General features: G+C 57.7%; 27 protein-coding genes. 15 read left to right on the top strand and 12 right to left on the bottom strand.

All coding sequences use genetic code 11. From position 1 onward, the window contains the following. Window positions 1-165: 165 nt before the first annotated feature. The 3 genes from hslV to JQ863_RS01705 all read left to right on the top strand — a co-directional run bounded on the left by hslV (window position 166) and on the right by JQ863_RS01705 (window position 3,257). Complete coding sequence (gene hslV / locus JQ863_RS01715; RefSeq protein ID WP_204112605.1) at window positions 166-723, top strand: ATP-dependent protease subunit HslV; 558 nt, start codon at window positions 166-168, stop codon at window positions 721-723. 55 nt (window positions 724-778) lie between these two features. Beyond that, entirely contained in the window at window positions 779-2,089 is a 1,311-nt protein-coding gene (gene hslU, locus JQ863_RS01710; RefSeq protein ID WP_204112604.1) for an ATP-dependent protease ATPase subunit HslU, read from the top strand. Window positions 2,090-2,150: 61 nt separating this feature from the next. Continuing rightward, window positions 2,151-3,257, top strand: coding sequence for an alpha/beta hydrolase (locus tag JQ863_RS01705; protein WP_204112603.1), 1,107 nt, complete (start codon window positions 2,151-2,153; stop codon window positions 3,255-3,257). Window positions 3,258-3,330: 73 nt separating this feature from the next. On the opposite strand, the gene JQ863_RS19585 is transcribed toward JQ863_RS01705, so the two are convergent. The 3 genes from JQ863_RS19585 to JQ863_RS01690 all read right to left on the bottom strand — a co-directional run bounded on the left by JQ863_RS19585 (window position 3,331) and on the right by JQ863_RS01690 (window position 5,599). Next, the gene (locus tag JQ863_RS19585; protein WP_338055466.1) at window positions 3,331-3,666 is read right to left on the bottom strand and encodes a Smr/MutS family protein; all 336 of its coding nucleotides are present in this window, start codon (window positions 3,664-3,666) and stop codon (window positions 3,331-3,333) included. Window positions 3,667-3,908: 242 nt separating this feature from the next. After that, entirely contained in the window at window positions 3,909-4,946 is a 1,038-nt protein-coding gene (gene mltA, locus JQ863_RS01695; protein ID WP_204112601.1) for a murein transglycosylase A, read from the bottom strand. Next, the gene (locus tag JQ863_RS01690; RefSeq protein WP_204112600.1) at window positions 4,943-5,599 is read right to left on the bottom strand and encodes a Tim44/TimA family putative adaptor protein; all 657 of its coding nucleotides are present in this window, start codon (window positions 5,597-5,599) and stop codon (window positions 4,943-4,945) included. The genes mltA and JQ863_RS01690 overlap by 4 nt, the downstream gene beginning before the upstream one ends. Window positions 5,600-5,700: 101 nt before the next feature. Between JQ863_RS01690 and JQ863_RS01685 the strand changes: the two genes are divergently transcribed. Both JQ863_RS01685 and secB read left to right on the top strand, forming a co-directional pair. After that, a complete protein-coding gene (locus tag JQ863_RS01685; protein WP_204112599.1) occupies window positions 5,701-6,183 on the top strand; it encodes an FxsA family protein in 483 nt (160 codons plus the stop codon). A gap of 58 nt (window positions 6,184-6,241) precedes the next feature. Continuing rightward, window positions 6,242-6,724, top strand: coding sequence for a protein-export chaperone SecB (gene secB, locus JQ863_RS01680; RefSeq protein ID WP_204112598.1), 483 nt, complete (start codon window positions 6,242-6,244; stop codon window positions 6,722-6,724). A 48-nt stretch (window positions 6,725-6,772) separates the two neighbouring features. On the opposite strand, the gene dnaQ is transcribed toward secB, so the two are convergent. Genes dnaQ through JQ863_RS01660 form a run of 4 tightly spaced genes read right to left on the bottom strand, consistent with a single transcriptional unit; the run spans window position 6,773 to window position 9,522 of the window. Beyond that, the gene (dnaQ, locus tag JQ863_RS01675) at window positions 6,773-7,498 is read right to left on the bottom strand and encodes a DNA polymerase III subunit epsilon (protein WP_204112597.1); all 726 of its coding nucleotides are present in this window, start codon (window positions 7,496-7,498) and stop codon (window positions 6,773-6,775) included. Then, a complete protein-coding gene (gene coaE, locus JQ863_RS01670) occupies window positions 7,491-8,084 on the bottom strand; it encodes a dephospho-CoA kinase (protein ID WP_204112596.1) in 594 nt (197 codons plus the stop codon). The genes dnaQ and coaE overlap by 8 nt, the downstream gene beginning before the upstream one ends. Then, window positions 8,081-8,914: a shikimate dehydrogenase gene (locus JQ863_RS01665; protein WP_204112595.1), complete on the bottom strand. Its 834-nt coding sequence runs from the start codon at window positions 8,912-8,914 to the stop codon at window positions 8,081-8,083. The genes coaE and JQ863_RS01665 overlap by 4 nt, the downstream gene beginning before the upstream one ends. After that, window positions 8,911-9,522 carry a Maf family protein gene (locus JQ863_RS01660; protein WP_204112594.1) on the bottom strand — a complete coding sequence of 204 codons (612 nt, stop codon included), beginning with the start codon at window positions 9,520-9,522 and terminating at the stop codon, window positions 8,911-8,913. The genes JQ863_RS01665 and JQ863_RS01660 overlap by 4 nt, the downstream gene beginning before the upstream one ends. Before the next feature lie 412 nt (window positions 9,523-9,934). Here JQ863_RS01660 and JQ863_RS01655 point away from each other — a divergent pair, with 412 nt between their 5' ends. The 7 genes from JQ863_RS01655 (at window position 9,935) to JQ863_RS01625 (ending at window position 17,281) form a co-directional block, all read left to right on the top strand. Continuing rightward, window positions 9,935-10,384, top strand: a complete 450-nt coding sequence (locus JQ863_RS01655) for a CopD family protein (protein WP_204115024.1) — start codon at window positions 9,935-9,937, stop codon at window positions 10,382-10,384. A gap of 124 nt (window positions 10,385-10,508) precedes the next feature. Continuing rightward, on the top strand, window positions 10,509-11,780 hold the full coding sequence (gene rho / locus JQ863_RS01650) for a transcription termination factor Rho (protein ID WP_204112593.1): 1,272 nt from the start codon (window positions 10,509-10,511) through the stop codon (window positions 11,778-11,780). 4 nt (window positions 11,781-11,784) lie between these two features. After that, window positions 11,785-13,080, top strand: coding sequence for a tRNA uridine-5-carboxymethylaminomethyl(34) synthesis GTPase MnmE (gene mnmE / locus JQ863_RS01645; RefSeq protein ID WP_204112592.1), 1,296 nt, complete (start codon window positions 11,785-11,787; stop codon window positions 13,078-13,080). Between the two features lie 3 nt (window positions 13,081-13,083). Then, complete coding sequence (mnmG, locus tag JQ863_RS01640) at window positions 13,084-14,955, top strand: tRNA uridine-5-carboxymethylaminomethyl(34) synthesis enzyme MnmG (RefSeq protein WP_204112591.1); 1,872 nt, start codon at window positions 13,084-13,086, stop codon at window positions 14,953-14,955. Further along, entirely contained in the window at window positions 14,955-15,575 is a 621-nt protein-coding gene (gene rsmG / locus JQ863_RS01635; protein WP_204112590.1) for a 16S rRNA (guanine(527)-N(7))-methyltransferase RsmG, read from the top strand. The genes mnmG and rsmG overlap by 1 nt, the downstream gene beginning before the upstream one ends. After that, window positions 15,568-16,377, top strand: coding sequence for an AAA family ATPase (locus JQ863_RS01630; RefSeq protein WP_204112589.1), 810 nt, complete (start codon window positions 15,568-15,570; stop codon window positions 16,375-16,377). The genes rsmG and JQ863_RS01630 overlap by 8 nt, the downstream gene beginning before the upstream one ends. A 13-nt stretch (window positions 16,378-16,390) precedes the next feature. Next, the gene (locus JQ863_RS01625; RefSeq protein WP_204115023.1) at window positions 16,391-17,281 is read left to right on the top strand and encodes a ParB/RepB/Spo0J family partition protein; all 891 of its coding nucleotides are present in this window, start codon (window positions 16,391-16,393) and stop codon (window positions 17,279-17,281) included. 49 nt (window positions 17,282-17,330) lie between these two features. Here JQ863_RS01625 and JQ863_RS01620 read toward each other — a convergent pair whose 3' ends face one another. Genes JQ863_RS01620 through rph form a run of 4 tightly spaced genes read right to left on the bottom strand, consistent with a single transcriptional unit; the run spans window position 17,331 to window position 20,156 of the window. Continuing rightward, on the bottom strand, window positions 17,331-17,684 hold the full coding sequence (locus JQ863_RS01620; RefSeq protein WP_204112588.1) for a YbaN family protein: 354 nt from the start codon (window positions 17,682-17,684) through the stop codon (window positions 17,331-17,333). 3 nt (window positions 17,685-17,687) lie between these two features. After that, window positions 17,688-18,842 (bottom strand): radical SAM family heme chaperone HemW, encoded by a 1,155-nt coding sequence (hemW, locus tag JQ863_RS01615; protein WP_204112587.1) that lies wholly within the window; start codon window positions 18,840-18,842, stop codon window positions 17,688-17,690. Then, entirely contained in the window at window positions 18,835-19,446 is a 612-nt protein-coding gene (gene rdgB, locus JQ863_RS01610; protein ID WP_204112586.1) for an RdgB/HAM1 family non-canonical purine NTP pyrophosphatase, read from the bottom strand. The genes hemW and rdgB overlap by 8 nt, the downstream gene beginning before the upstream one ends. Beyond that, window positions 19,443-20,156, bottom strand: a complete 714-nt coding sequence (rph, locus tag JQ863_RS01605) for a ribonuclease PH (RefSeq protein WP_204112585.1) — start codon at window positions 20,154-20,156, stop codon at window positions 19,443-19,445. Before rph ends, rdgB begins: the two co-directional genes overlap by 4 nt. A gap of 117 nt (window positions 20,157-20,273) precedes the next feature. On the opposite strand from rph, the gene hrcA reads away from it, so the two are divergent. Genes hrcA through JQ863_RS01590 form a run of 3 tightly spaced genes read left to right on the top strand, consistent with a single transcriptional unit; the run spans window position 20,274 to window position 23,019 of the window. Then, entirely contained in the window at window positions 20,274-21,344 is a 1,071-nt protein-coding gene (hrcA, locus tag JQ863_RS01600) for a heat-inducible transcriptional repressor HrcA (protein ID WP_204112584.1), read from the top strand. A 3-nt stretch (window positions 21,345-21,347) separates the two neighbouring features. Continuing rightward, window positions 21,348-21,908 (top strand): nucleotide exchange factor GrpE, encoded by a 561-nt coding sequence (locus tag JQ863_RS01595; protein ID WP_204112583.1) that lies wholly within the window; start codon window positions 21,348-21,350, stop codon window positions 21,906-21,908. Beyond that, entirely contained in the window at window positions 21,856-23,019 is a 1,164-nt protein-coding gene (locus JQ863_RS01590; protein ID WP_204112582.1) for a TPM domain-containing protein, read from the top strand. The genes JQ863_RS01595 and JQ863_RS01590 overlap by 53 nt, the downstream gene beginning before the upstream one ends. Here the strand turns inward: JQ863_RS01590 and mutS are convergent, their stop codons facing one another. Further along, complete coding sequence (mutS, locus tag JQ863_RS01585; RefSeq protein WP_204115022.1) at window positions 23,020-25,635, bottom strand: DNA mismatch repair protein MutS; 2,616 nt, start codon at window positions 25,633-25,635, stop codon at window positions 23,020-23,022. It abuts the gene before it with no gap. Window positions 25,636-25,762: the final 127 nt, after the last annotated feature.

The raw sequence follows: 25,762 nt of genomic DNA, 5'->3' as shown, positions 1-25,762 counted from the left end.
TGTGTCACAGAACTTTCACAATAGCCGCCAAAACAGCCCCGATATGCACGCATTGCATAGCTTTTGAGCAGTTTGAAAACGGCTTGACCCTATCCGCGACGCGATGGCTGTTGCGTCACCCCGCGCCGCGCCCCATATACGATCTCAACCAAAGTGGAGGTTTTCATGGGCGAAGATACATTCCCCGGCTGGCACGGGACCACGATCATCGGTGTGAAGAAGGATGGCGAGGTCGTGATCGCCGGTGATGGACAGGTCTCTCTTGGTCAGACCGTCATCAAGGGATCGGCCCGCAAAGTGCGACGCCTGACCCCCGGCGGGCACGAGGTCGTCGCCGGTTTCGCCGGATCAACAGCCGATGCCTTCACCCTCTTGGAACGTCTGGAAGCCAAGCTTGAAGCAACCCCCGGCCAACTGGCCCGTGCCAGTGTCGAACTGGCCAAAGACTGGCGCACTGACAAGTACCTCCAAAAGCTTGAGGCGATGCTGATCGTATCGGATGGCAAGGACATCTTTGTCATCACCGGGGCAGGGGACGTTCTGGAGCCGGAACATGATGTGACGGCGATCGGCTCGGGTGGGAACTTCGCGCTGGCGGCAGCCCGCGCGATGATGGACACCGATAAATCGGCCGAAGAGGTGGCACGTCAGGCGATGGCGATCGCCGCCGACATCTGCGTCTATACCAACGGCAACCTGACGGTTGAGAAAATCAAGGCCTGAGAGCCCAACCAACAATCCTACCCGTAAAACCAAACAGGTTTTCAGGAGAATTCACATGACCGACCTGACCCCCCGCGAGATCGTCTCGGAGCTTGACCGTTTCATCATCGGCCAAAAGGACGCCAAGCGCGCCGTGGCTGTCGCCTTGCGCAACCGCTGGCGACGCAAGCAGCTGACGGACGACCTGCGCGACGAGGTGTATCCGAAGAACATACTGATGATCGGACCCACTGGCGTTGGCAAAACCGAAATCAGCCGCCGCCTGGCGAAACTGGCCAAAGCGCCCTTCATCAAGGTCGAAGCCACCAAGTTCACCGAAGTCGGCTATGTCGGGCGTGATGTGGAACAGATCGTCCGTGATCTGGTTGATGCCTCGATCGCGATGACCCGCGAGCATATGCGCGAAGACGTGAAAGCCAACGCGCACAAGGCCGCCGAAGACCGCGTGATTGCTGCGATTGCCGGCGAAGACGCCCGCGAGGGCACGCGCGAGATGTTCCGCAAAAAGCTGAAATCAGGCGAGCTGGACGACACAATCATCGAACTGGACGTCGCCGACACGTCGAACCCGATGGGCGGCATGTTCGACATCCCCGGCCAACCCGGTGGCCAGATGGGAATGATGAACCTGGGTGATATTTTCGGCAAGGCCTTTGGCGGGCGAACCGTCAAGCGGCGCATGACCGTCGCAGAAAGCTATGGCATCCTGATCTCGGAAGAGGCCGACAAGCTTCTGGATGATGAAATCGTGACCAAGGCCGCGCTTGAGGCAGTTGAGCAGAACGGCATCGTCTTTCTCGATGAGATCGACAAAGTCTGTGCCCGGCAAGAAGCCCGCGGCGGCGACGTCAGCCGTGAAGGGGTTCAACGCGACCTGCTGCCGCTGATCGAGGGCACGACGGTTTCCACCAAACACGGCCCGGTCAAAACCGACCATATCCTGTTTATTGCGTCGGGGGCGTTCCACATCGCCAAACCGTCGGACCTGTTGCCCGAGTTGCAGGGCCGCCTGCCAATCCGGGTCGAGTTGCGCGCCCTGACCGAAGAGGATTTCGTACGGATACTAACCGAAACCGACAATGCGCTGACGTTGCAATATACCGCGTTGATGGCAACCGAAGAGGTCACGGTATCCTTTACCGAAGACGGGATCGCGGCGCTTGCCAAGATTGCGGCAGAGGTCAATCAATCGGTCGAAAACATCGGCGCCCGGCGGCTTTATACGGTGATTGAACGGGTGTTCGAAGACCTTGCCTTCTCGGCCCCCGACCGCGCGGGCGAAGCGGTGACGGTGGATGCGGCCTTCGTCGAAACGAACCTTGGCGAACTTGCGCGATCTACAGATGTAAGCCGCTACGTGCTGTGATACATGTGACTCATTTCGGGGTGGCCAAATCAACCCGGCCACCCCTTTTTCGGAGTTCACATTGAAACGCGTTCTGAGCTTCCTGTGTGTTGCGCTGTTTCTTGTCGCCTGCAGCGACCGCGCCTATGCGCCCGTCGTACCCGAGGCGGCCGCAATCCAGAAAAAACATACCTTGCTGGTGGCTACCAACCGAACCCTGTCGAATCAGGGCTTTTTCGATTCCGGGCGCGGATCGCAGGTGCAATTTCGCAAGACCTCGGTTTCTGTGCCGCTGAAACACCAGCCTGGCAAGTTCTCGGTCTCGTACCGCGATCCAAACCCTGAGAAACATTTTGCCATTGCCGCGCAAACGACACTTGAAAGCCAAGAGGCGTTCCTGCGTGAAGTGAACCGCGAACTGGCCCAGCGACCACCGGCGGATCAGGATGTCCTGGTCTTTGTCCACGGCTATTTCAACTCATATGCCAACGCGGTCTATCGCTCGGCGCAGGTCGTCGAGGACCTGAAAGTGCGTGGAGTCGTGGTGCCGTTTTCCTGGCCCAGCGCCGGCAAGGCCTTTGGCTATACCTATGACCGTGAAAGCGTTTTGTATTCGCGTAACGATTTTGAAACGCTATTGCGGCTGTTGTCCCGGTCCAACGCCCGGCGGGTTATCGTGGTGGCGCATTCCATGGGATCGGCCCTGCTGATGGAAACCATGCGCCAGATCGAGCTTCAGGAACCCGGGTGGTCACACCGCAATATCTCGGCCGTTGCACTGATTTCGCCCGACGTGCCGATTGACCTGTTCCGGCAACAGGCCCACCAAATTCAGCCGCTTCCTGATCCGTTCGTGATCGCCGTTTCCCAAAAAGACCGGGTGCTACAGCTTTCACAACAGCTGAACAACAACACGGTGCGCCTTGGTCGCGCCAAGGATATCGACCAATTGGCGGATCTTGATGTCATCATTATTGACCTGACCAATGTGGCCGACGGCAAAGGCGACGGGCATTTCGCAGTTGCTGAATCGCAGGGGGTCATTGAGTTGTTCGACAAAGTTGGCGATCTTGAGCGCATCCTGGGACTACAAACCGACAACCCGCTGGATCAGTTGACCAGCACCGTGGTCAGGTCGCAACGTGCAACGGAATACGTGCTGTCGCCATCCGGCACCGGGACGCCCTGATGTCCGCCGACGTATCGAACCTTTGATTTACCCACGTGAACTGAAAGATCAGGTTGTGCCGCCTGAGTGACGCTTATCGCCTAAGATAGACGTAATAGGCCCCGGTGCCACCATGTTTCAGATGTGCCTCGGCGACCTGCAAAACATGGGATGCCATCGGCGGCATCGACAGCCATTGCGGAACCTGATGTTTCAGGACGCCGCGCCGCACCGGGATCGGCCCGTCATCCGGTTTCGACTTGCCTTTGCCGGTAATGACCAGGACCAGCCGTTTTCCTTCCGCGCTGGCCCGCAGGATGAACCCGGTCAGGGCAGGATGTGCCTGATCAATGGTCATTCCGTGCAGGTCAATCCGTCCTTCCGGCATCAGCTTGCCGCGTTTCAGACGTCCAAAGGTTTTCTTGTCCATCTGCAAGGGCGCGCGGGCAACTTGATCAGAAATCCCGCCCCACAGGTCATGGCCCGACGCAGCGTTCTCTGCTTTTTCTCCCAGTCGAAAGGCGGGAAGGGACGCAAGCGGGCGCGGCTGTTTGATTGGTTTGGGCTTGGGCTTCGGGCCCACACCTGACTTGCGCTCGGGATGAAGTCGCGCGGTCTGTTCGGCGACTTTCTTCCATAATGCGATTTCGTCTTCTGTCAGGCGGCGGCGGGTCACAACACACTTTCCGGCAACATGGCGTAAGCCCGCTGAATAGGCAAAAGCACCACCATTCGTCCAGTGTCCTTCAACATTCCCGCCGCTTTGCCCGCCGCGTCGCCGGTGCCAAAGAAGATATCCGCCCGTTGTGCGCCCTTAATCGCCGAACCGGTGTCCTGTGCAATCATCAGCCGCCGCATCGGAGTTTCCCCGTCCTTTTCAACCCAGACCGGCGCGCCCAGCGGCACAAATCTGGGGTCCACCGCAATTGACCTCATTGTCGTGATCGAGCGGTTCATCGCGCCCAGCGGCCCCAGTTCGGGCGAGACCCGGTTCACTGTACGAAAGAATACATAGCTGTCGTTGTGGCGCAGCAGTTCAAGGCCCTCGACGGGGTTACGACGCACCCAGTTCTTGATGACCTCCGCGCTGACTTGGTGGGCGGAGTAGATCCCACGCCGGACCATTTCGGCACCAACACTGCGATACGTGTGGCCGTTGAATCCGCCATAGCCGACACGGATATGGCTTCCATCTGGCAAACGAATACGACCCGATCCCTGGATTTGCAGGAAAAACAACTCTACAGGGTCGTCGACCCAGGCAATTTCAAGCCCGCGACCCTGGAGAACATCGGTTGTCTCGATCTCGCGCCGCGATAGCCAGGGCGTTGTGTTCCGGGCCTCGGGTGGCATGCGATAGACCGGAAACCGGAACCGTGCATCAGGGTAACGGGCGCCATTCAGCTCCGGTTCGAAATAGCCGGTGAACAAGGGCGGTGCCCCGTCTTCGATCAGGACCGGGCGGAAAAACAGCTCAAAAAACGCACGCGCGTCAGGAATGTTGTCAGCGGCAGAACACAACGCCCGCCAATCCGGGGCGTCGAAATCGCCGCATGTGTTGCGAAAAACCGCAAGCGCGGCTTCGTGGTCGTCCTCGGACCAACCGTCAAGCGCATCGAATTCGAGGATGGAGTAGGTGGTCTCAGACATTGCCGCGGCCCCGGTCCACACCAGCGCCGCGGTCAGAAATGCCCGAAACGCCGCACTCATTCGCCCGTGGCGACAAGCTGCCAGTTCGGGTCGGCAGAGCCCATGGTCCGGGCAAATGTCCAGACATCCTTCTGGCGTTTGACCTTGCGCTCGTCGCCCTCGACGATCTGCCCAGCATTGTCGCGCACGACATATGTCAGCTCGCCAACAAACTTGACGCTGACCTCGCCTTCATTTGTCGCCCCGTCGAAATGCGCATCATGCAGCGTCATTTCGCGCACACCTACAAATTCGGCCTCGACCGTCAGACCCTGTTTTTCACGCGCCTCGACCACTTGGGCAAAGCTTTCATAGACATCGTCCGACAGGAACGGCTTGATCTCGGCCAATTCACCACGTTCGAACCCCATGAGGATCATCTCGTAAGCGCCGCGGGCGCCCTGCAGGAAATCGGAAACGCCAAACGACGGTTCGACCTTTTTCATCGCCGCAAGCGCCAGCGCGCTGTCACTGCCTTCGGGCACGTGATCGACGATGTCGTGATCCGGACCGCCTTCGATCACCTCAAGCGCAGGCCCCCGTCGTTCGGCGGGTTGCAACGGCTCGGGCGGTTTTTCAAACCCTTCCCGGGTTCCCAGAACGCTTTTCAGGCGCAGGATCAGGAAGACCGCGATGCCAGCCAGAACAAGCAGCTGGAGGATGGGTGAACTCATGGGAACCTCGTCTCGGGCATGGAAGTAACGTCTGTTGGCACTTATGTAGGTGACGGGGTGGACCAAGTCCACCTTACCGGAAGTAACGGAGAACCAAAATTATGTGGCTTTTGTTGGCCTTCATCGCCGTTCCGATGATCGAGATCGCCCTGTTCATCCAGGTTGGCGACATCATCGGCTTATGGCCGACGCTATTTATCGTGTTGTTTACGGCTGTATTGGGCACCTGGTTGGTCAGGACACAAGGTCGCATGGCGATCGGTAATCTTCAGAGGTCTTTCAATGAGTTGAACGACCCGACCGAACCCCTGGCCCACGGTGCGATGATCCTGATCGCGGGGGCGCTTTTGCTGACGCCGGGCTTTTTTACCGATGCGGTTGGTTTTGCGCTTTTGTTTCCGCCGTTTCGCGTCGCCGTCTTCCGCTATCTGCGGTCAAGGGTCACTGTGCAAAGCTTTTCCATGGGCGAAAACCGCGCAACATACCGCCGGGAACCGCGCGCGGATGTCATTGACGGAGAGTTTTCCGAAGTGGATCCCGCGAAAAAGCCCACTCATACCCCCTCGGGCTGGACGAAGCATTGAGACCCGGCGCCCTTCCTGATAAGGCGATTTCAAACAATTTTGCAGGAGAGTCCGCCAAATGGCCGAAACCGAGAACGGTGCCGCTCAGGCCGCACCCCAAATCAAACTGAACGTGCTGAATCAGTATATCCGTGACCTGTCGTTCGAGAACATCCTCGCGCAGAAACGAGTCTCGGGAGAGGTCCAGCCCGACGTTAGCGTTCAGGTCAATCTTGATGCGCAAAAGCGCGAGGCCGAAAACCAGTACGAAGTGGCAATCAAGCTGAAAATCACCTCGAAGGCCAAAGATTCCGGCGCCGAGCTGTTCGTGATGGAACTGGACTATGCCGGACTGTTCAACATTTCGGGTGTACCGAATGAGCAGCTTCACCCGTTCCTTCTGATCGAATGCCCGCGCCTGTTGTTCCCCTTCGTGCGCCGCATTGTATCGGATGTGACCCGTGACGGTGGCTTCCCGCCGCTGAACCTGGAAAACATCGATTTCATGCAGCTGTACCGCCAGGAACTGGCACGTCAACAGGCCGCGCAAGCGCAAGCCTGATAGCAGTATCGACATCTCTATTGAAAGACGCCTCTTCGGGGGCGTTTTTTATTTGGCCTTAGTCCAAAGCGCGTTTTCCCCCAAACCGGCGATAAATGCGTCATGCGCATCTTTCTCAGCTTCGGTCAAACGCGAGGGCAGGGCTGTCGGGCGTTTCTGTGGGCGCCAGTCGTCGGTTTGCGCAGCCCCACCTGAAGCGGTGGTGGCCAGGCCGAAATCCGGTTGCCGACCGCCGATCAGTTCAAGATAGACCTCGGCCAGGATTTCCGAGTCCAAAAGCGCCCCATGCAACGTCCGGTTCGAGTTGTCGATACCGAAACGCCGACAAAGCGCATCCAGCGAGGCCGGCGAACCGGGAAACTTTTGCCGCGCAATGGCCAGCGTGTCGACCGCACGTTCCCACGGAATCTGCGGCAGACCGATCCAGCGCAGTTCGGCGTTGAGAAATTTCATATCGAAGCTGGCATTGTGGATCACCAGCTTGGCATCGCCGACAAAATCCAGAAATCCCTGGCCAATTGCCTTGAACAGAGGTTTGTCCCGCAACGTGACCGCCCCGGCGGCTGGTTCCTGCGGTGGCTCAAGCAGATCGGGCCCGATACCATGCACTTCAAACGCGCCCTGGGGCATCGACCGTTCCGGGTTGATATACTGGTGATAGGTCCGGCCCGTTGGCATGTGGTTCAGCAATTCAACTGCACCGATCTCGACGATCCGGTCTCCGGTTTCGGGATCGAATCCGGTGGTTTCGGTATCAAGAACGATCTCACGCATGTGCCAGCCTTTCACGGATCTGCACCACGATGTCTTTCACCTGCGCGCGGGCATGGTCAAGCGTGTCAGTCACGATGATAAAATCGGATCGCGCGCATTTTTCGTCATTTGGCATCTGCTTGTCGAGAATGGCGTGGAATTGATCGGCGCTCATCGTGCCACGTGCCAAAACGCGGGATTTCTGGATTTCAGGTGAAACAGTGACACATGCAACCGCATCCATCGCGACGTTCCCCCCGGTTTCGAACAACAACGGGATGTCGAGAACCACGATATCGGCGGTAGCGTTTTGGATAAACGTGGCCCGATCATTTGCCACAAGCGGATGCACGATCGCTTCGATCTGCTTCAATACAGCAGGGTCCTGCGCAATCATCGCTTTCAACCTGTCGCGTGACACGGCACCATCGACGATTGCGTTGGGTAGGGCAGCGGCAATGGGCGCGACGGCTGCGCCGCCTTTGGCATACATCCGGTGAACTGCGGCATCGGCATCCCACACATCACAGCCTTCTGCGGCGAACATCGTCGTCGTCGTCGATTTGCCCATACCGATCGACCCGGTCAGGCCCAGAAGAAAGCTCATGCCAGCACCGCGCGGCGGGTTGCGTCGGTGACTTCGGGTCGTTTGCCGAACCAGCGTTCGAACCCAGGCACCGCCTGATGCAGTAGCATGCCCAGACCATCGACTGTCCGGCAGCCACGTTCATTGGCTTCGCGCAGCAAGCGGGTGGTCAGCGGCGTATAGACAAGATCCGTCACCACTGATTTCGGGTTCAGCCCATCAAGCGGCACCCGCAATTCCTGTTTCCCCGTCATGCCAAGCGAAGTCGTGTTCACCACCAAAGCGCCGTCTTCCAACGCATTTCCGGCCTGTACCCAGTCAACCACCCGGATCCGCGTTCCGAAATCCTCGCGCAGCTTGTCGGCGCGGGTGCGGGTGCGGTTGGTCAGGATGATCTCGGGCACTTTTGCCTCTAGCAGCGACACGATCACCGCCCGCGCCGCGCCGCCCGCGCCCAGCACCACTGCAGGACCGGCGCCCGGCGCCCAGTCCGGCGCACCCTGGCGGAGGTTTTCCAAAAAGCCGTAACCATCTGTGTTATCCGCGTGGATCTTGCCATCTTCCCGAAAAATCAGCGTGTTCGCCGCCCCGATCAGCGTGGCCCGATCGGTAATCAGGTCGGCAATCTCCATCACCCGTTCCTTGTGAGGAATGGTGACGTTGGCCCCGACAAACCCCAGTTTCGGCAAGCTGCGCAAAGCGGTTTCAAGATTGGCTGGCGCCACATCCATTGGGATGTAATGACCCCGCAACCCATAAGTTTTGAGCCAGTGCCCATGCAGGGTGGGCGATTTGGAATGGGCAATCGGGTGGCCAATCACACCGGCTAGGGGAATGGGTGGCAATGTCATTTCGGCAAGTCTCCCCTCAGGGTCAGGCACGCAAGGATATCCAGAAGCGGCATTCCAAGCACGTTGAAATAGTCGCCTTCGACGCGGGTGAACAACCGCACGCCTTCCTCTTCCAGCTTATAGCCGCCAACCGAATGGCGGACGCTTTCCCAGTTCCGCGACAGGTAGTCGTCAAGATATTGATCCGAGAAGTCGCGCATCGTCAGTTTCGCCACCCCGACATGCCGCCAGACCGGTTCATTGTCGGCAAAGACAACAGCGGCCGACATCAGGGTATGCGTCTTGTTGCGCAACTGCCGCAATTGATCGCGTGCCATGTCAGGGCTGTCAGGTTTGGTAAACACCTCGCCCTCAAATTCCAGGATCTGGTCGCAGCCAATTACCAGCGCGGCGGGTGCTTTCATCGCGACTTTCCCAGCCTTGGCTTCGGCCAGCGCATCGGCGATCTCGCGGGGTGTCGCGCCCTCAGCCTCAAGTCCGCGCCGCAACATCTCTTCGTCCACCCGCGCGGTCTGTACGGTGAAGTCCACCCCGGCATTTCGCAGCAACTGTGCGCGGATCAAAGAACCAGAGGCAAGGATGATGGGGCGGCGATTGGTCGGAGGCATGTGGATAATTCCGTGGATGACCGGCTTATGGATCCGTGGCCTCTTTCTGGGCAATTCAGGGGCTTATTGCAAGCCGGGGAGAACATCGGTGTTTCACGGCCGATCACGAGTTTCCGTCCACCGTGGATGGGGAAAACTGAGATCATGTGTGCAACCAGGGTCATTCCGGTTTTTCCCACAGTTATCCCCAGTTTTGTCTTCCGCAACTTGATATTCAACGCATTGATAATAATGCAAAAATTCAGAAAGTTCAGCTAAACCTGCCAGACCCATTCAGAACTTGTCCATCCAGTGGATAACCTTTGTGAAACCAAGTAATCCCCAGCTTTTGCGTTACCAACAAAATCATCATCCTTTCTATCTTTTCTTTATTTATTTATTGAGGGCCAAGGCAAAGAGAGCGACCCATATGATCACCGACGTCCTGGCAGAGATTTACCCCTATACCCTGTCGTTTCACATTATGGCGGTGATCAGCTGGATGGCGGGTCTGTTCTACCTGCCCCGTCTGTTTGTCTATCATGCCGAGAAAGCGACGGTAGGTGATCAGCTGGACGAAACCCTGCGGATTATGGAGTTCAAACTTCAGCGTTACATCATGTCGCCTGCCAGCATCGCGACCTGGGTGGCTGGTCTTATGCTGGTCTTTACACCCGGTATCGTCGACTGGTCGGAAATCTGGCCGTGGACTAAGGCTGCCGGTGTCGTGTCGATGACGGTTTTCGACCATTGGCTGATGATCAAACGCAAGCAGTTTGGGCGCGGTGAGAACACGCTGACGGGTCGGCAATACCGGATGATGAACGAAGTGCCGACCTTGCTGATGGTGCTGATCGTTTTCTCGGTTGTGGTCAAGTTCTGACGCGCGAATTGACTCTGGCGTCAGCTTTCCTTATCTAGCCTCGCAACAGGTCCGTCCGGGCCATGTGTCTTCCGACTGTTATCTTCCAAGACGAGGCCCTGAATGGGGCCCATAGGGTTTTCCCATGACAACTGAAAAACTCTCGCTGGCCGAACTCAAGGCGAAAAGCCCCAAAGACCTTCTGGCGATGGCTGAAGAGCTTGAGATCGAAAACGCCTCGACCATGCGTAAAGGCGAGATGATGTTCCAGATCCTGCGCGAACGTGCGGATGAGGGCTGGGAAATCGGTGGCGACGGTGTTCTCGAAGTGCTTCAGGACGGTTTCGGCTTTTTGCGCTCTCCCGAGGCGAACTATCTGCCGGGTCCCGACGACATCTATGTGTCGCCCGACATGATCCGTCAGTTCTCGTTGCGCACCGGGGACACCGTATCCGGTGAAATCCGCGCACCCGAGGAAAACGAACGGTATTTTGCGCTGATCAATGTCGCCCAGATCAACTTTGGCGCGCCCGAGCAGGCCAAACACAAGATCGCCTTTGACAACCTGACCCCGCTATATCCCGATGAGCGCCTGAAGATGGAGATCGAAGATCCCACTATCAAGGACCGCTCGGCCCGGATCATCGACCTCGTAGCGCCCATCGGGAAAGGCCAACGATCGCTGATCGTGGCGCCGCCGCGGACGGGTAAGACAGTTCTGTTGCAGAACATCGCCCATTCGATCGAGGCGAACCACCCCGAGTGTTACCTGATCGTCCTGCTGATCGACGAACGCCCGGAAGAAGTGACGGACATGCAGCGGTCTGTGAAGGGTGAGGTGATTTCCTCGACCTTCGACGAACCCGCCACGCGCCACGTCGCCGTCGCCGAGATGGTGATCGAAAAGGCGAAGCGCTTGGTCGAGCATAAACGAGATGTTGTTATTCTTCTCGATTCCATCACAAGACTTGGTAGGGCATACAACACCGTTGTGCCGTCCTCGGGTAAAGTTCTGACCGGTGGTGTGGATGCTAACGCGCTGCAACGCCCCAAACGTTTCTTTGGCGCCGCCCGTAATATCGAGGAAGGTGGATCGCTGACCATCATCTCGACCGCGCTGATCGACACCGGCAGCCGGATGGACGAGGTCATCTTTGAGGAATTCAAGGGTACCGGTAACTCGGAGATCGTGCTGGACCGCAAGGTTGCCGACAAGCGCGTTTTCCCGGCCATCGACATCCTCAAATCCGGCACCCGGAAAGAGGACCTGCTGGTCGACGCCAAGGACCTGCACAAAACCTTTGTGCTGCGCCGTATCCTGAACCCGATGGGTACGACGGACGCGGTGGAATTCCTGCTGTCGAAGCTGAAGCAGACCAAGACCAACAGCGAATTCTTCGATTCCATGAACACCTGAGGCCATGGCCCATACCGACACGATTTTTGCACTTGCCACGGCCCCCGGGAAATCGGGGGTCGCTGTCGTTCGGGTCTCTGGTCCCGCCGCGGCCGATGCCGTGCGTGCGCTTGCGGGTTCGGTTCCGAAGCCAAGGATGGCATCGCTCAAACTGTTGCGAGATGGGGATGGGCGACGGCTTGACCAGGCGCTGATCCTGTTCTTCGAGGCGGGTAAAAGCTTTACCGGGGAAGAGGTGGCTGAATTCCAATTGCATGGCTCGGTCGCCGTGGTGAATGCGGTGTTGCGACAGTTGGGCGACTTGCCCGGTCTGCGCCATGCTGAGGCCGGGGAATTTACCCGCCGGGCTTTGGAAAACGGCAACATGGACCTGGCGCAGGTTGAAGGGCTTGCCGATCTGATCGAAGCGGAAACCGAGGCGCAACGCCAACAAGCGCTGCGGGTTTTGTCCGGTGACCTTGGTGACCTGGCTGAAACATGGCGACGCGACTTGATCCGTGCCGCTGCGCTGCTTGAGGCCACTATTGATTTTGCCGATGAAGAAGTGCCCGTTGACGTGACCCCAGAGGTTACGGCGCTTTTGCGGGGGGTTGATGCCAACCTTGCCAGGGAAGTGGCAGGGGTTGCTACAGCGGAACGTATCCGACAGGGGTTCGAAGTTGCGATCTTAGGAGCGCCAAATGTGGGGAAATCCACCCTTCTCAACGCTTTGGCGGGTCGTGAGGCGGCCATAACCTCGGAATTTGCCGGAACGACGCGGGACGTGATTGAGGTTCGGATGGACCTGAACGGGTTGCCGGTGACGCTGCTTGATACCGCCGGATTACGCGAGACGGATGACGTGGTGGAAAGCATCGGAATTGAACGGGCCCGCAGCCGTGCAGTGGCAGCTGACCTAAGGGTGTTCCTGGTCGATAGTGATGAGTCTCCCGAATTCGACATGCGCCCCGGTGATATCGTCCGCCGGGCCAAGGCAGACCTTCACGGTTCTGCCGAGGACGCGGTGTCGGGCAAGACAGGGCAGGGTGTTGATGCGCTGGTGGCTGAAATCACGCGACAGCTTTCCTCACGCGCGCAGGAAAGCGGAATTGCAACACGCGAGCGGCATCGATTGGCGATGCAGCGCGCAAGCGCTTGTCTGAATGCGGCGCGGTCTGTTCTTGAGTCGGGACCAGACCTATATGATATCGCGGCGGAAGAATTGCGGACAGCGATTCGAGCGTTGGACTCGATTGTTGGCCGAGTGGATGTTGAGAACCTTCTGGATGAGATATTTTCCAGCTTTTGCATCGGCAAGTGAGGGGTGTTTCACGTGAAACAATTTGACGTCATTGTTGTAGGTGGTGGTCACGCGGGCTGTGATGCCGCCCACGCAGCCGCCCGCACGGGTGCGCAAACGGCCCTCGTGACGTTGACGTTGGGTGGTATCGGTGTGATGTCGTGCAACCCGGCCATTGGTGGCCTTGGTAAAGGTCACCTTGTTCGTGAAATCGACGCGTTGGATGGTGTTATGGGCCGGGTGGCGGACCGTGCGGGAATCCAGTTCCGGCTTCTCAACCGGCGCAAAGGACCCGCCGTTCAAGGACCAAGAGCGCAAGCGGACCGCAAAATCTATCGCGAAACCATGCTGGCCGAAATGCAGGCTCAGGAAAACTTGACCATTATCGAAGGCGAAGCCGTTGATTTCTTGATGAATGGCGATGCGGTTGGTGGAGTGGTTTTGGCTGACGGAAGCGAAATCACGGCCGGGGCAGTCGTTCTGACGACGGGCACATTTCTGCGTGGCGTCATTCATATCGGAGATATCGCGCGCCCCGGTGGGCGTATGGGCGACAAACCGTCGGTCAAGCTAGCGGAGCGTATCGACAGTTTCGAGTTGCCGCTTGGGCGTCTCAAAACGGGAACACCTCCACGGTTGAATGGCGACACCATTGATTGGGACAAACTGGACGATCAGCCAGGCGACGATGAACCAACAATGTTCTCATTCTTGTCAAAAGGACCCTTTGTGCGGCAGATCTCATGCGGTATCACGCATACTAATGAGAAAACCCACGACATAATCCGAGAGAACCTGTCTCGTTCCGCGATGTATGGCGGTAATATCGAGGGGGTCGGGCCGCGGTATTGCCCGTCGATTGAGGACAAGATTGTCCGTTTTGCCGACAAGGAATCGCACCAGATTTTCCTTGAACCTGAAGGACTTGACGACAAAACCGTTTATCCGAATGGAATTTCGACCTCATTGCCGGTCGATGTTCAACACGACTATGTCCGCTCGATCTATGGGTTGGAGAACGTCGAAATTCTGCAACCCGGTTACGCGATTGAATACGACTACGTCGATCCTCGCGCTCTGAACGCCGGGTTGGGTGTAAGGTCTGTGCCTGGGTTGTACCTGGCGGGCCAAATTAATGGCACAACCGGATATGAAGAGGCTGCCGCTCAGGGCCTTGTCGCGGGTTTGAACGCTGCGCGTGCCGCACGGGGACTTGAGCCGCATCATTTCAGTCGGTCTGACAGCTATATCGGCGTCATGGTTGATGACCTGATTACCCGCGGGGTGACAGAACCATATCGTATGTTCACCTCGCGGGCCGAGTTCCGCCTTTCCTTGCGAGCAGACAATGCCGATCAGCGTTTGACGCCAGTCGGGGTAGAGCTGGGTCTGGTGGGTGAAGTGCGGAAAGCCGTGTTTTCCGACAAGCAGGAAAGGTTGTCAGGCGGACGCAACCTGTTGGAATCACTAAGTTATACGCCGAAGGAATTGAAACAGGCGGGTATTTCGGTCAATCAGGATGGCAATCGAAGAAGCGCCTTTCAGGTTCTTGCGTTTCCCGATGTCGGCTTTGGTGATCTTCTGCCTCTGGATGTTTCGCTTACTTCGGTGGATGCTGAAATTCGCCAACAGCTAGAGCGGGACGCCTTGTATGCAAATTACATCGAGCGGCAACAACGGGACGTCGAAGCGATGCGACGTGACGAAGATCACGTCATTCCAGCCGGGTTCGACTTTTCGGCTGTGGACGGGCTGTCGAATGAATTGAAGTCCAAGCTGTCCCGCGTTCAGCCGGGAAATCTGGGGCAGGCTGGTCGCATCGACGGGATGACACCCGCGGCTTTGACACTGATTCTCGCCAAGCTGCGGCAATTTTCGCGCGAGAAATCCGCATAATGCGCTGCCCCACGGACATTGCCGCAGCGCTGAATGTTTCACGTGAAACACTCGACCGGCTAGAAAAGCTGGCAGAGTTGTTGCAAAAGTGGAACCCCAAGATCAACCTGGTCTCCAAATCCACACTTTCACAGCTTTGGGCGCGTCACATCCTCGATTCCGCACAGGTTTTCAAACTTGGACGCGATGTTGTGCATTGGGTGGATATTGGCAGTGGCGGCGGATTTCCTGGCCTTGTTATCGCGCTGATGAAGGATGAGCAGGGCGCGCCAAAACGCGTCACCATGATCGAAAGCGATCAGCGAAAATGCGCATTTTTGCGAACTGTGCTGCGCGAAACCGGGTGCGAGGCTTCAATTCTTGACCAGCGAATAGAGAAGGCGCCACCCCAGGCTGCGGATATTCTTTCCGCGCGGGCCCTGGCGGATTTGTCCGTGTTGTGCGGATTTGCTGAGCGTCACTTGGGTGGAAGCGGCCAAGCGGTGTTTCCAAAAGGGGCAAATTGGCAAAAAGAAGTCGCGCTTGCACAGGAATCGTGGTCATTCGATTTGGACGTGATACAAAGCAAGACAGAACCAGAGGCAGTCATTCTCAAGCTTGGAGCCATCCAACGTGTCTGATCCCAGCCGGCCGCGTGGGCCGAAAATTATCGCCGTCGCCAATCAGAAGGGTGGTGTCGGCAAAACAACCACCGCGATCAACCTGGCGGCCGGGCTTGTCGAGATAGGCAAGCGCGTCCTGGTTGTCGATCTGGATCCGCAAGGTAACGCGTCGACCGGTCTGGGGATTGAACCAGATGATCGGGAGTACACGACCTATGATCTCTTGGTGGATGAAGTCGACCTGCACGACGTAATCCGGCAAACCGCGATTGACGGGCTTTGCATTGTTCCGGCAACCGTCGACCTTAGTTCGGCTGATATCGAGTTGATTTCGAATGAAAAACGCAGTTTTCTTCTGCATGATGCGCTGCGTCAAACGGCGATGGATGCCTATCATTGGGACTATGTCCTGATTGATTGCCCGCCATCGCTGAACCTGTTAACGGTGAATGCGATGATTGCAGCGCATTCGGTGCTGATACCGCTGCAAAGTGAGTTTTTCGCGCTTGAAGGCCTGTCTCAGCTAATGCTGACAATCCGCGAAGTACGCCAGACCGCAAATCCAACGCTTCGGATCGAGGGCGTGGTTCTGACAATGTTCGACGCACGCAACAACCTTTCACAACAGGTTGAACAGGATGCCCGCGACAACCTTGGGGATATTGTCTTCCGAACCAAGATTCCGCGAAATGTCCGCGTTAGCGAAGCACCGTCTTTTGCTCAACCGGTTCTATCCTATGATGCCGCGTCCAAAGGGGCCGAAGCCTATCGCCAACTGGCAGCAGAATTGGACGACAACAACACAAAAGCCGCAGCCTGAAGGGGAAATCGACATGAGTGAAAAGAAGAAAACCCGTGGGCTGGGGCGTGGATTGTCGGCGCTGATGGCGGATGTGACCGAAGAGCGCGCAGCTGGGGATTCCGCACCGCGTCGGGCTGACATGACGGTTCCCATTGAAAAGGTGTTTCCGAACCCCGATCAGCCACGCCGCACATTTACGGCCGATCAGCTGGATGAATTGACCGCTTCGATCAAGGAAAAGGGCGTGATTCAACCGCTGATCGTGCGCAATCGCCCGGGTCACGAAGGTGAGTACGAGATTGTCGCCGGCGAAAGGCGGTGGCGTGCATCGCAGAGGGCAGGGCTGCACGCGCTGCCGATCATCCTCCGAGAGTACTCGGATACCGAAGTGCTTGAGGTTGCCATTATCGAAAACATCCAGCGGGCCGATCTGAACCCGGTGGAAGAAGCAGCCGGGTATCGGCAACTGATGGACAAATTTGGCCATACTCAGGAAAAACTATCGGAAGCACTGGGGAAATCGCGCAGTCACATTGCCAACCTCATGCGTTTGCTGAACCTGCCGGAGCCGGTGCAGGAGATGTTGAAGAATGGAGAGCTGTCTGCCGGTCATGCCCGCGCATTGATAACGACAGATGATCCACTCGCCATTGCCAAGAAGGTGGTCAAGGGCGGCCTTTCGGTGCGCCAGACAGAGGCGCTGGCCAAGAAGGGCGGTGCGGCAACGCAGAAGCAACCCGCAACCCGCCCCAAGGTCGAAAAGGATGCCGATACACGGGCTCTGGAGGGGGATCTTTCGGCGAATTTGGGCCTGAGAGTTTCGATTGACCACAAACCAGGCGGAGAATCCGGGCAGATCGTGATCCGCTATGACTCGCTTGATCAACTGGATGAGTTGTGTCGAATTCTGAGCGCTAGCTAAATTGGGGATGTGTGGCCAAAAACACTCAAGCTATTGATTTAAAAGAAATTCATCCGTTCGGCCGGCTCCAGATGAAGATCAGAACAGCACCGAGCGTGATTGCCTGAATTCCGAGGATCAATGGGCGCAGGCCCAGCACAAGCGACAAACCAAAAACTAAACCGATGGACAGCGTTGCCAGACGCTTTGCTGCGGGACGAATCGCGCCGCGGCTGTGCCAGTCGTCGATCATCGGGCCCATGCTTGGGTGCGATAGTAGCCAGTAATGCAACCGTTCGGAGCTTCGTGCGAAGAAGAATGTCGCCAATAGAAGAAATGGAACGGTTGGCAGCAGCGGCAATACAATTCCGATCAAAGCAAGGCCAACACTAAGAAGGCCAAGAACCAGCCAGACAATGCGCATCGTTCAATCCTCCAGCAGCTTTTGCAGCACTGTATTCAGGATCATGCGCCCCGAAGGGGTCGGTATGATGCGGTTGTTTCCGACCACCAAGAGACCCTGTTCCACCAGAAAATCCAGAGAATCCGCGTTCAGCGTCCCGCCCAGGCTCGAAAACCGGCCAAGATCGACGCCCTCGTTGATCCTCAGGCCCATCATCAACATTTCGGCAGCTTGGTCTGATCCAGAAAGGGTTTCCCGCAGTTTTTCGGGTTGCCCCTTGTCGCGTTCTTCAAGCCATTTGGCCGGATTCAACCAGGCTTCAGTTGCCTGTTTCTGACCATCAAGTGTCAGCCGACCATGCGCGCCGGGACCAATCCCGGCATAATCGCCATACCGCCAATAGATCAGGTTGTGACGGGATTCTGCACCGGGTTTGGCATGATTAGAGACTTCATAGGCAGGCATTCCGGCCTTGTCGCAAATTTCCTGCGTCGCCTCATACATGTCCGCGGCGATATCGTCCGGGGGCAGGCCGCGCAGCTTGCCGCGGGCGTAACGGTCCCCAAAAGCGGTGCCTTCTTCGATTGTCAGCTGGTAAAGTGACAGGTGATCAATGGCCATCGACAATGCCTCGGTCAGTTCGGTCCGCCAATCGGCAAGCGATTGATCCTGTCGGGCATAGATAAGGTCGAAACTGACCCGGTCGAACTCTCCTCGCGCAATATCAAAAGCGGCGCGGGCCTCGGCGACGGTATGAATTCGGCCCAACCGCTTCAAGTCGCGGTCGTTCATTGCCTGAACACCCATCGAAATACGGTTAACGCCGCCTTGTCGAAACGCCGCGAATTTTCCGGCTTCCACTGATCCTGGATTGGCCTCTAGCGTGATCTCGATGTCATTGGCAAAACGCCAGCGTCGCTGCACACGGTCTATGATCGCGGCAACCGTATCCGGATCCATTAAGCTGGGTGTGCCACCTCCGAAAAAGACTGAATCCAGAATGCGGTCCGACGTCAGTGCAGCAACGCGGTCAATTTCCGAAAGGTAAGCCTCGCGCCAACGCGATTGATCAATCGACCGCGACACATGGCTGTTGAAGTCGCAATAGGGGCACTTGGCCTCACAAAACGGCCAATGAATATAAAGGCCGAAGCCCCCGTTTTGCCAATCCTCAGCCAAAACAACCCTTTACAAAGGCGGAAATTGCGCGGGCGCGGTGGCTGATCTTGTTCTTTTCCCAGCGATCCATCTCACCAAAGGTCTGGTCATAGCCATCAGGCTGAAACATAGGGTCATACCCAAACCCGTCCATTCCGCGCATTGGCCAGACGCATTGACCTTCGACCTTGCCTTCGAACACTTCGTCATGTCCGTCGGGCCACGCCAGAACAAGGGTCGAGCAGAACCGCGCCGTGCGTGGATACGGGGCGTTTACCTTTTCCAGTTCATCGTGGGTGCGAGTCATCGCCATGACAAAATCGCGCCCCTGGCCAGTTTCGGCCCAATCCGCCGTGTAGACGCCCGGCGCACCGTTTAGTGCATCAACTTCGATGCCGGAATCATCCGCCAAGGCGGGCAGGCCGGTGGCTTTGGCTGCGGCATGTGCCTTGATCCGGGCGTTACCAACAAAAGTATCTTCGGTTTCTTCGGGCTCTGGCAGGTCCATCTCTGCAGCGCCGACCACCGTTACGCCAAATGGTTCCAGAAGATGCGCAATCTCTTCCAACTTGCCCTTGTTGTGAGTGGCGACCAGCAGGCGGTCGCCGTCAAACATGCGGTTCATTTGACCGCCGCCATCTGTGCGGCAACCAGTTCGTCCACGCCCTTTTCAGCAAGATCCAGAAGCGCGTTCATCTGGTCGCGGGAATACGTCGAGCCTTCGGCGGACATCTGCACCTCGATCAGGCTTTTGTTGCCCAGCATGATGAAGTTTCCGTCAACGCCGGCTTCGGAGTCTTCGGGATAATCGAGGTCCAGAACGGGTTGGCCGGCGTAGATACCGCACGACACCGCCGCCACCGGTGAAATCAACGGATTCGACACCACGTCGCCCGCCTTCATCAGCTTGTCGACCGCCAGGCGCAGCGCGACCCAGCCGCCGGTGATCGATGCACATCGGGTGCCGCCGTCGGCTTGGATCACGTCACAATCCACGGTGATCTGACGTTCCCCCAAGGCAACACGATCGACGCCAGCGCGCAAAGAACGACCAATAAGCCGTTGAATTTCAACAGTTCTTCCGCCCTGTTTGCCCGCAGAAGCCTCGCGTCGCATGCGGCTGGTGGTTGACCGGGGCAGCATGCCATATTCCGCCGTCACCCAGCCAAGGCCGGATCCCTTGATAAAGGGTGGCACGCGGTCTTCGATCGTGGCGGTACACAGAACATGGGTATCGCCCATGCGGATCATGCAGGACCCCTCAGCGTGTTTGGTGACGCCGGTTTCAATGGAAACGGGCCGCAGTTGATCAAGGTCTCTTCCCGAAGGGCGCATCTGTCATATCCTCTTGATGGTCTGGCGCCTTCGATACCGCCCCACGGTGTCGTGACGCAACCCCGATTGACCTTTGATTGCGGGATGATTTTATATGGATCAGAGGCGAATTGGCAGATGACAGACAGCGCTAGCATACTTGAAGAAATGAATGACCGCTCGCGCGAGGTGTTTCGCCGCGTGGTCGAAGGATATCTTGCCAGTGGCGATCCCGTCGGATCCCGCACTCTGACGCGCACCCTGTCCGAAAAAGTCAGCGCGGCGACGATCCGCAACGTAATGCAGGATCTCGAGTATCTTGGTCTTCTGGACAGCCCTCATGTCAGTGCGGGCAGGGTGCCGACTCAACTGGGCCTTCGTATGTTTGTCGATGGGCTGTTGGAGGTCAGCGACCTTGACGCCGGCGACCGCGAAAAAATCGACGCGACCCTCGGCAGCAACTCAAATGACGTCGGTGACATGCTGGATCGGATTGGTTCGGCTTTGTCGGGGGTGACGCATGGCGCATCCCTCGTGCTGGCACCGAAGCATGAGGCGCCGATAAAGCACATTGAGTTTGTGTCGCTGTCGGCTGATCGGGCTTTGGTCGTGCTGGTATTTGCCGATGGTCACGTGGAAAACCGTCTGTTCACCCCGCCGCCCGGCCAAACGCCCAGTTCCATGCGTGAAGCGGCAAATTTTCTGAACGCGATCCTTGAAGGACGGACATTGTCGGACCTGCGCACCGTGATCCGAGAGGAAATCGCCAAGCGCAGACGCGAGATTGACACCCTGGCACAGGATCTGGTCGACAGCGGTATCGCGCTGTGGGCCGAAGATGGCGACAACCACGAACGCCTGATTGTCCGCGGGCGGTCGAATCTGTTGGGCGATGAGCGCGGGGAAGAGGATCTTGATTTGATCCGAAACCTGTTCGACGACCTGGAACGCAAGCGAGACATCGCCGATTTCCTGGAACTGGCGGAACAGGGCGAGGGCGTACGCATTTTTATTGGCTCTGAGAACAAACTTTTTTCACTTTCGGGTTCCTCTTTGGTGGTCTCTCCTTATATGAACGCTGACCGAAAGATTGTGGGCGCTGTGGGCGTGATCGGACCGAAACGTCTGAACTATGGACGGATCGTGCCGATTGTCGACTATACGGCGCAACTGGTCGGGAAGCTGATTTCCGACCGGGGACAGAGGTGAGACATGGCAGAGCCGAAAGAAGACGATTTCCTGGACGATATTGCCCAGGCTGAAGCAGAAGAACTGGCCGAGGAAATGGCCGAGATCGACGCCGGGGCGCTTGAGGTGGAAACACTTCGCGCCGAGCGGGATGAGTTGAAAGACCGTTGGATGCGCGCGTTGGCCGAGGCCGAAAACGCCCGCAAGCGTGGTGAACGCGCCCGCCGTGACGCCGAGCAATACGGTGGCTCGCGTCTGGCCCGCGACATGCTGCCGGTCTATGACAATATGAAACGCGCCGTGGAATCGATCACGGACGACCAGAAAGAAGCATCTGCCGCGCTGATCGAAGGGATCGAACTGACGATGCGCGAGCTTCTGAACGTCTTTGGCAAACACGGGATCGAAGTGATCGCACCCGAGGTCGGCGACAAGTTCGATCCGCAGTATCACGAAGCTATGTTCGAAGCTCCGGTGCCAGGCACCAAGTCGGGTGAGATCATTCAGGTCTCGGCCGAAGGATTCATGTTACATGATCGCCTGCTGCGCCCGGCAAAGGTCGGTGTGTCCAGCAATCCGGGCTAACCCGTTTGACAATCTGCGTGTTAGAAAGCCTCCGAATAGATATTCGGAGGCTTTTTTCATGCGGCTGATCCTTGCCTTGTTGTTGGCAGCTTTTCTTGGGCAACACACCAGCGCCCAAACCTTTCCCAGTTATTCTGAGCTTTACGTCAATGATTTCGCCGGGCTTCTCGATTTTGATCAGGCGCAGCGCGTTCGGGAGAAGTTGATTGAAATCGACGAAAAGCGCGGGATCGAATTTACGCTGGTGACCATTCGGTCCATGACGGATTACGGGTATTCCGGTGAAATAGAAGCGTTTGCAACCGGGCTGTTCAATGATTGGGGTGTCGGCAGCAGTGACCAAAACGACGGCCTGATGATGCTCGTCGCGCGCGACGACCGCAAACTGCGGATCGAGGTTGGATCAGGCTATGGCGACAGCATGAACCTGGCGATGCGAAACATCATTGACGATGTGATTTTGCCGGAGTTTCGCAACGACCAATACGGCGTCGGCATTGAAATAGGGGTCGACGCGGTGATCCGAGAAGTGACTGGCGAGTGGCCCGGCAATATCGACGCGCAACCCGGTGAGCGCGCGATCAACAATATTCAGCGGTTTCTCGATCGGATCGGTGCGTGGATCTGGGCGTTACTGGCGCCTTTTGCTGGGGTGGCGGTCTGGCTGCTGCGTAAATGGCGGCGCAATCGCCCGCGTATCTGTCCAATCGACAAGCACAAGATGCAGAAATTGGCGGAACATTGGGACGACAACCACCTGCAACCAGGCCAGATTACCGAGGAACAGCTGAAAAGCGTCGACTACGATGTCTGGCAATGCCCGCATTGCGACCACGTCACAATTGAGGGCTATCGAAGCTGGTTTTCGGGCTACGGTGCTTGCCGCGCATGCGGGTTCCGCACGGTTGAGGGTGAAACAACCATCCTTTATCCCGCAACGACCAGTTCAGCCGGGCAAAAACGCATAGACTACCAATGTCACCATTGCCACGAGGACTGGTCAGTCACCAAGATCATCCCACGCAAAACAAAAAGCTCGTCCTCATCGGGGGGCGGATCGAGTTTTGGCGGCGGATCATCCTCGGGTGGCGGTGCTTCGGGAAGCTGGTGATCAGCTTTCGTTCAACGCCTTCAGCTCATAAAGGATGTCCAGCGCCTCGCGCGGAGTGAGGTTGTCGGGCAGAACCTCATTCAGTCTCTGTTCCAGCGGATTTGGCCCTTTTTTCGCGGCGGGGGCCGGGGCAGGAGTCGCGGCGAATAGCGGCAGGTCGTCGATCAGCGCTTTTTGCGCCGGACCTTCCCGCTCGCCTTTTTCAAGCGCCTCCAGAACCACACGCGCACGTTCGACAACCACTGGGGGAAGGCCAGCCAGTTGTGCGACCTGAACACCATAAGACCGGTCGGCGGCACCTTGTTTGACCTCATGCAGGAAGATCACGTCGCCTTCCCATTCCTTGACGGCAACGGTGGCGTTTTCGACGCCGTCCAGTTTCCCGGAAAGCGCGGTCATCTCGTGATAATGGGTGGCAAACAACGCGCGGGACTTGTTTACGTCATGCAGGTGTTCCAGCGTTGCCCAGGCAATCGACAGCCCATCATAGGTCGCGGTGCCGCGCCCGATCTCATCCAGAATGACAAGCGCGCGATCATCTGCCTGGTTCAGGATGGCGGCGGTTTCAACCATTTCGACCATGAAAGTCGACCGCCCGCGCGCCAGATCATCCGACGCCCCGACACGGCTGAACAATTGGGATACAAGCCCTATCCGCGCTTTGGTTGCGGGCACGAAGCTGCCCATCTGCGCCAGCAGTGCAATCAATGCGTTTTGGCGCAGGAAGGTTGACTTACCGGCCATGTTCGGACCAGTCAGCAGCCAGATACTGGCCATGTCGCCACCCGATAGGTCGCAGTCGTTGGCGACAAAAGGTTCGCCTGTTTTCCGCAGTGACGCCTCGACGACCGGATGCCGTCCGCCCTCGATGTGAAAGTCGCGGCTGTCGTTGACCTCGGGCCGGCACCAGTTTTCGGTAACGGCAAGCTCTGCCAGCGCCGCTGACAAATCAAACTCGGCCAGCGCGCGTGAGGCGGTGGAAATGGCGGCAGATTGGTTCAGAACAGCCCCTTTCAGGCTGTCATAGAGCCGCTTTTCGATCTCAAGCGCACGGTTCCCGGCGTTCAGGATCTTAGTCTCCATCTCGCTCAGCTCAACGGTGGTGAACCGCACCTGGTTCGCCGTGGTCTGACGGTGGATGAAGGTTTCCGACAGCGGGGGCGACATCATCTTGTCGGCATGTTTCGCCGTGGTTTCGATGAAATACCCCAGGACATTGTTGTGCTTGATCTTAAGCGACTGGATGCCAGTGGAGTCGATGTATTTTGCCTGCATCCCGGCAATCACGCCACGCCCCTCGTCACGCAGGGTGCGGGCTTCGTCCAACTCCGCGTCATAACCGCTTGCGATGAAGCCACCGTCGCGCGCCAGAAGCGGCGGGTCGGCGACAAGCGCGGTGTCCAGCAGGTCAACCAGTGCACCGTGCCCTTCAAGGTTGTTCATCGCATCCCTGAGCAAAGGTGGAAGATCAACGCTTCCACCGCCCATGGCGATCTGTTCGGCCTGCCAAAGCCCGGTGCGGATGGCTGCCAGGTCTCGTGGACCGCCCCTGTCAAGCGACAGGCGGGACAGGGCGCGATCAAGGTCGGGCACGCGCTTTAGATTTTCGCGAAGGTCCGCGGCAACCCGGCGGTTTTCCGTGAAGAATGACACCGCATCCAGCCGACCGTTCACCATTGCCAGATCAAGCGAGGGTGAGGCCAACCGCCGCTCAAGAAGCCGGGCACCAGCGGCCGTCACCGTGCGGTCAATTGTTGCCAGAAGAGTGCCGGCGCGACCACCTTGCAGGGATTGGGTCAGTTCCAGGTTGCGGCGGGTCGCGGCGTCAATCTGCATCGTTCCGCCCACTGCTTCGCGCACGGGTGGGCGCAGAAGGGGAAGTTTGCCTTTCTGGGTCAGTTCCAGATAATCGACAATCGCACCAAGCGCGCCAATCTCGGGGCGAGAGAAGCTTCCGAACGCATCAAGCGACGCGGTTTTGAACAGCTCCGCCACCCGTTTTTCGGCGCCTGTCGAATCAAATGAGCCGCGTGCCAAGGGGGTCATCGGAACCCCCATATCAGAGACTGTTCCAGCCAGTTCGCCCTCGGTGCCCTCGGCAACCAAAAGCTCGGACGGGGCAAGGCGCGCCAGTTCTGGCCCCAGTCGCACCGGGGGGATCGGCATCACGTGCAGCGCGCCGGTCGAGATGTCGGCCCAGGCCAGCGCCGCTTCGTCCCGGACCACGGAATAGGCAGCCAGGAAGTTGTGGCGTCGGGCGTCCAAAAGCGAATCTTCGGTCAGCGTGCCGGGGGTCACAAGGCGCACGACCTCGCGTTTGACAACAGCCTTGTAGCCGCGCTTTTTGGCTTCGGCGGGGCTTTCCATCTGCTCGCAGACCGCGACGCGAAATCCTTTGCGGATCAGCGTCAGGAAATAACCCTCGGCGGCATGGTGCGGCACGCCGCACATCGGGATTTCTTCGCCCTCGTGCTTGCCGCGTTTGGTCAGCGCGATGTCCAGCGCTTCGGCGGCGGCGACCGCGTCGTCAAAGAACATCTCGTAGAAATCGCCCATGCGGTAGAACAACAGGGCATCCGCATGCTCTGCCTTGATCTCAAGGTATTGGGCCATCATCGGCGTGACTGCGGATTTTGCGCTCAAGGAAGCCCCCATTCTGATCCTGTCCGCACAGGTTTATCGGGTTTTTCAGGGCGACTGAATCGGAAATTTGGCCAAAAAGTCGGTATGTTTGCGCTACCCC

Source organism: Shimia biformata (assembly GCF_016888515.1).
GTDB lineage: Bacteria > Pseudomonadota > Alphaproteobacteria > Rhodobacterales > Rhodobacteraceae > Shimia_A > Shimia_A biformata.
Note: the sequence above shows the minus strand (reverse complement) of the source record. Positions and strands in the feature narration are given on the sequence as shown.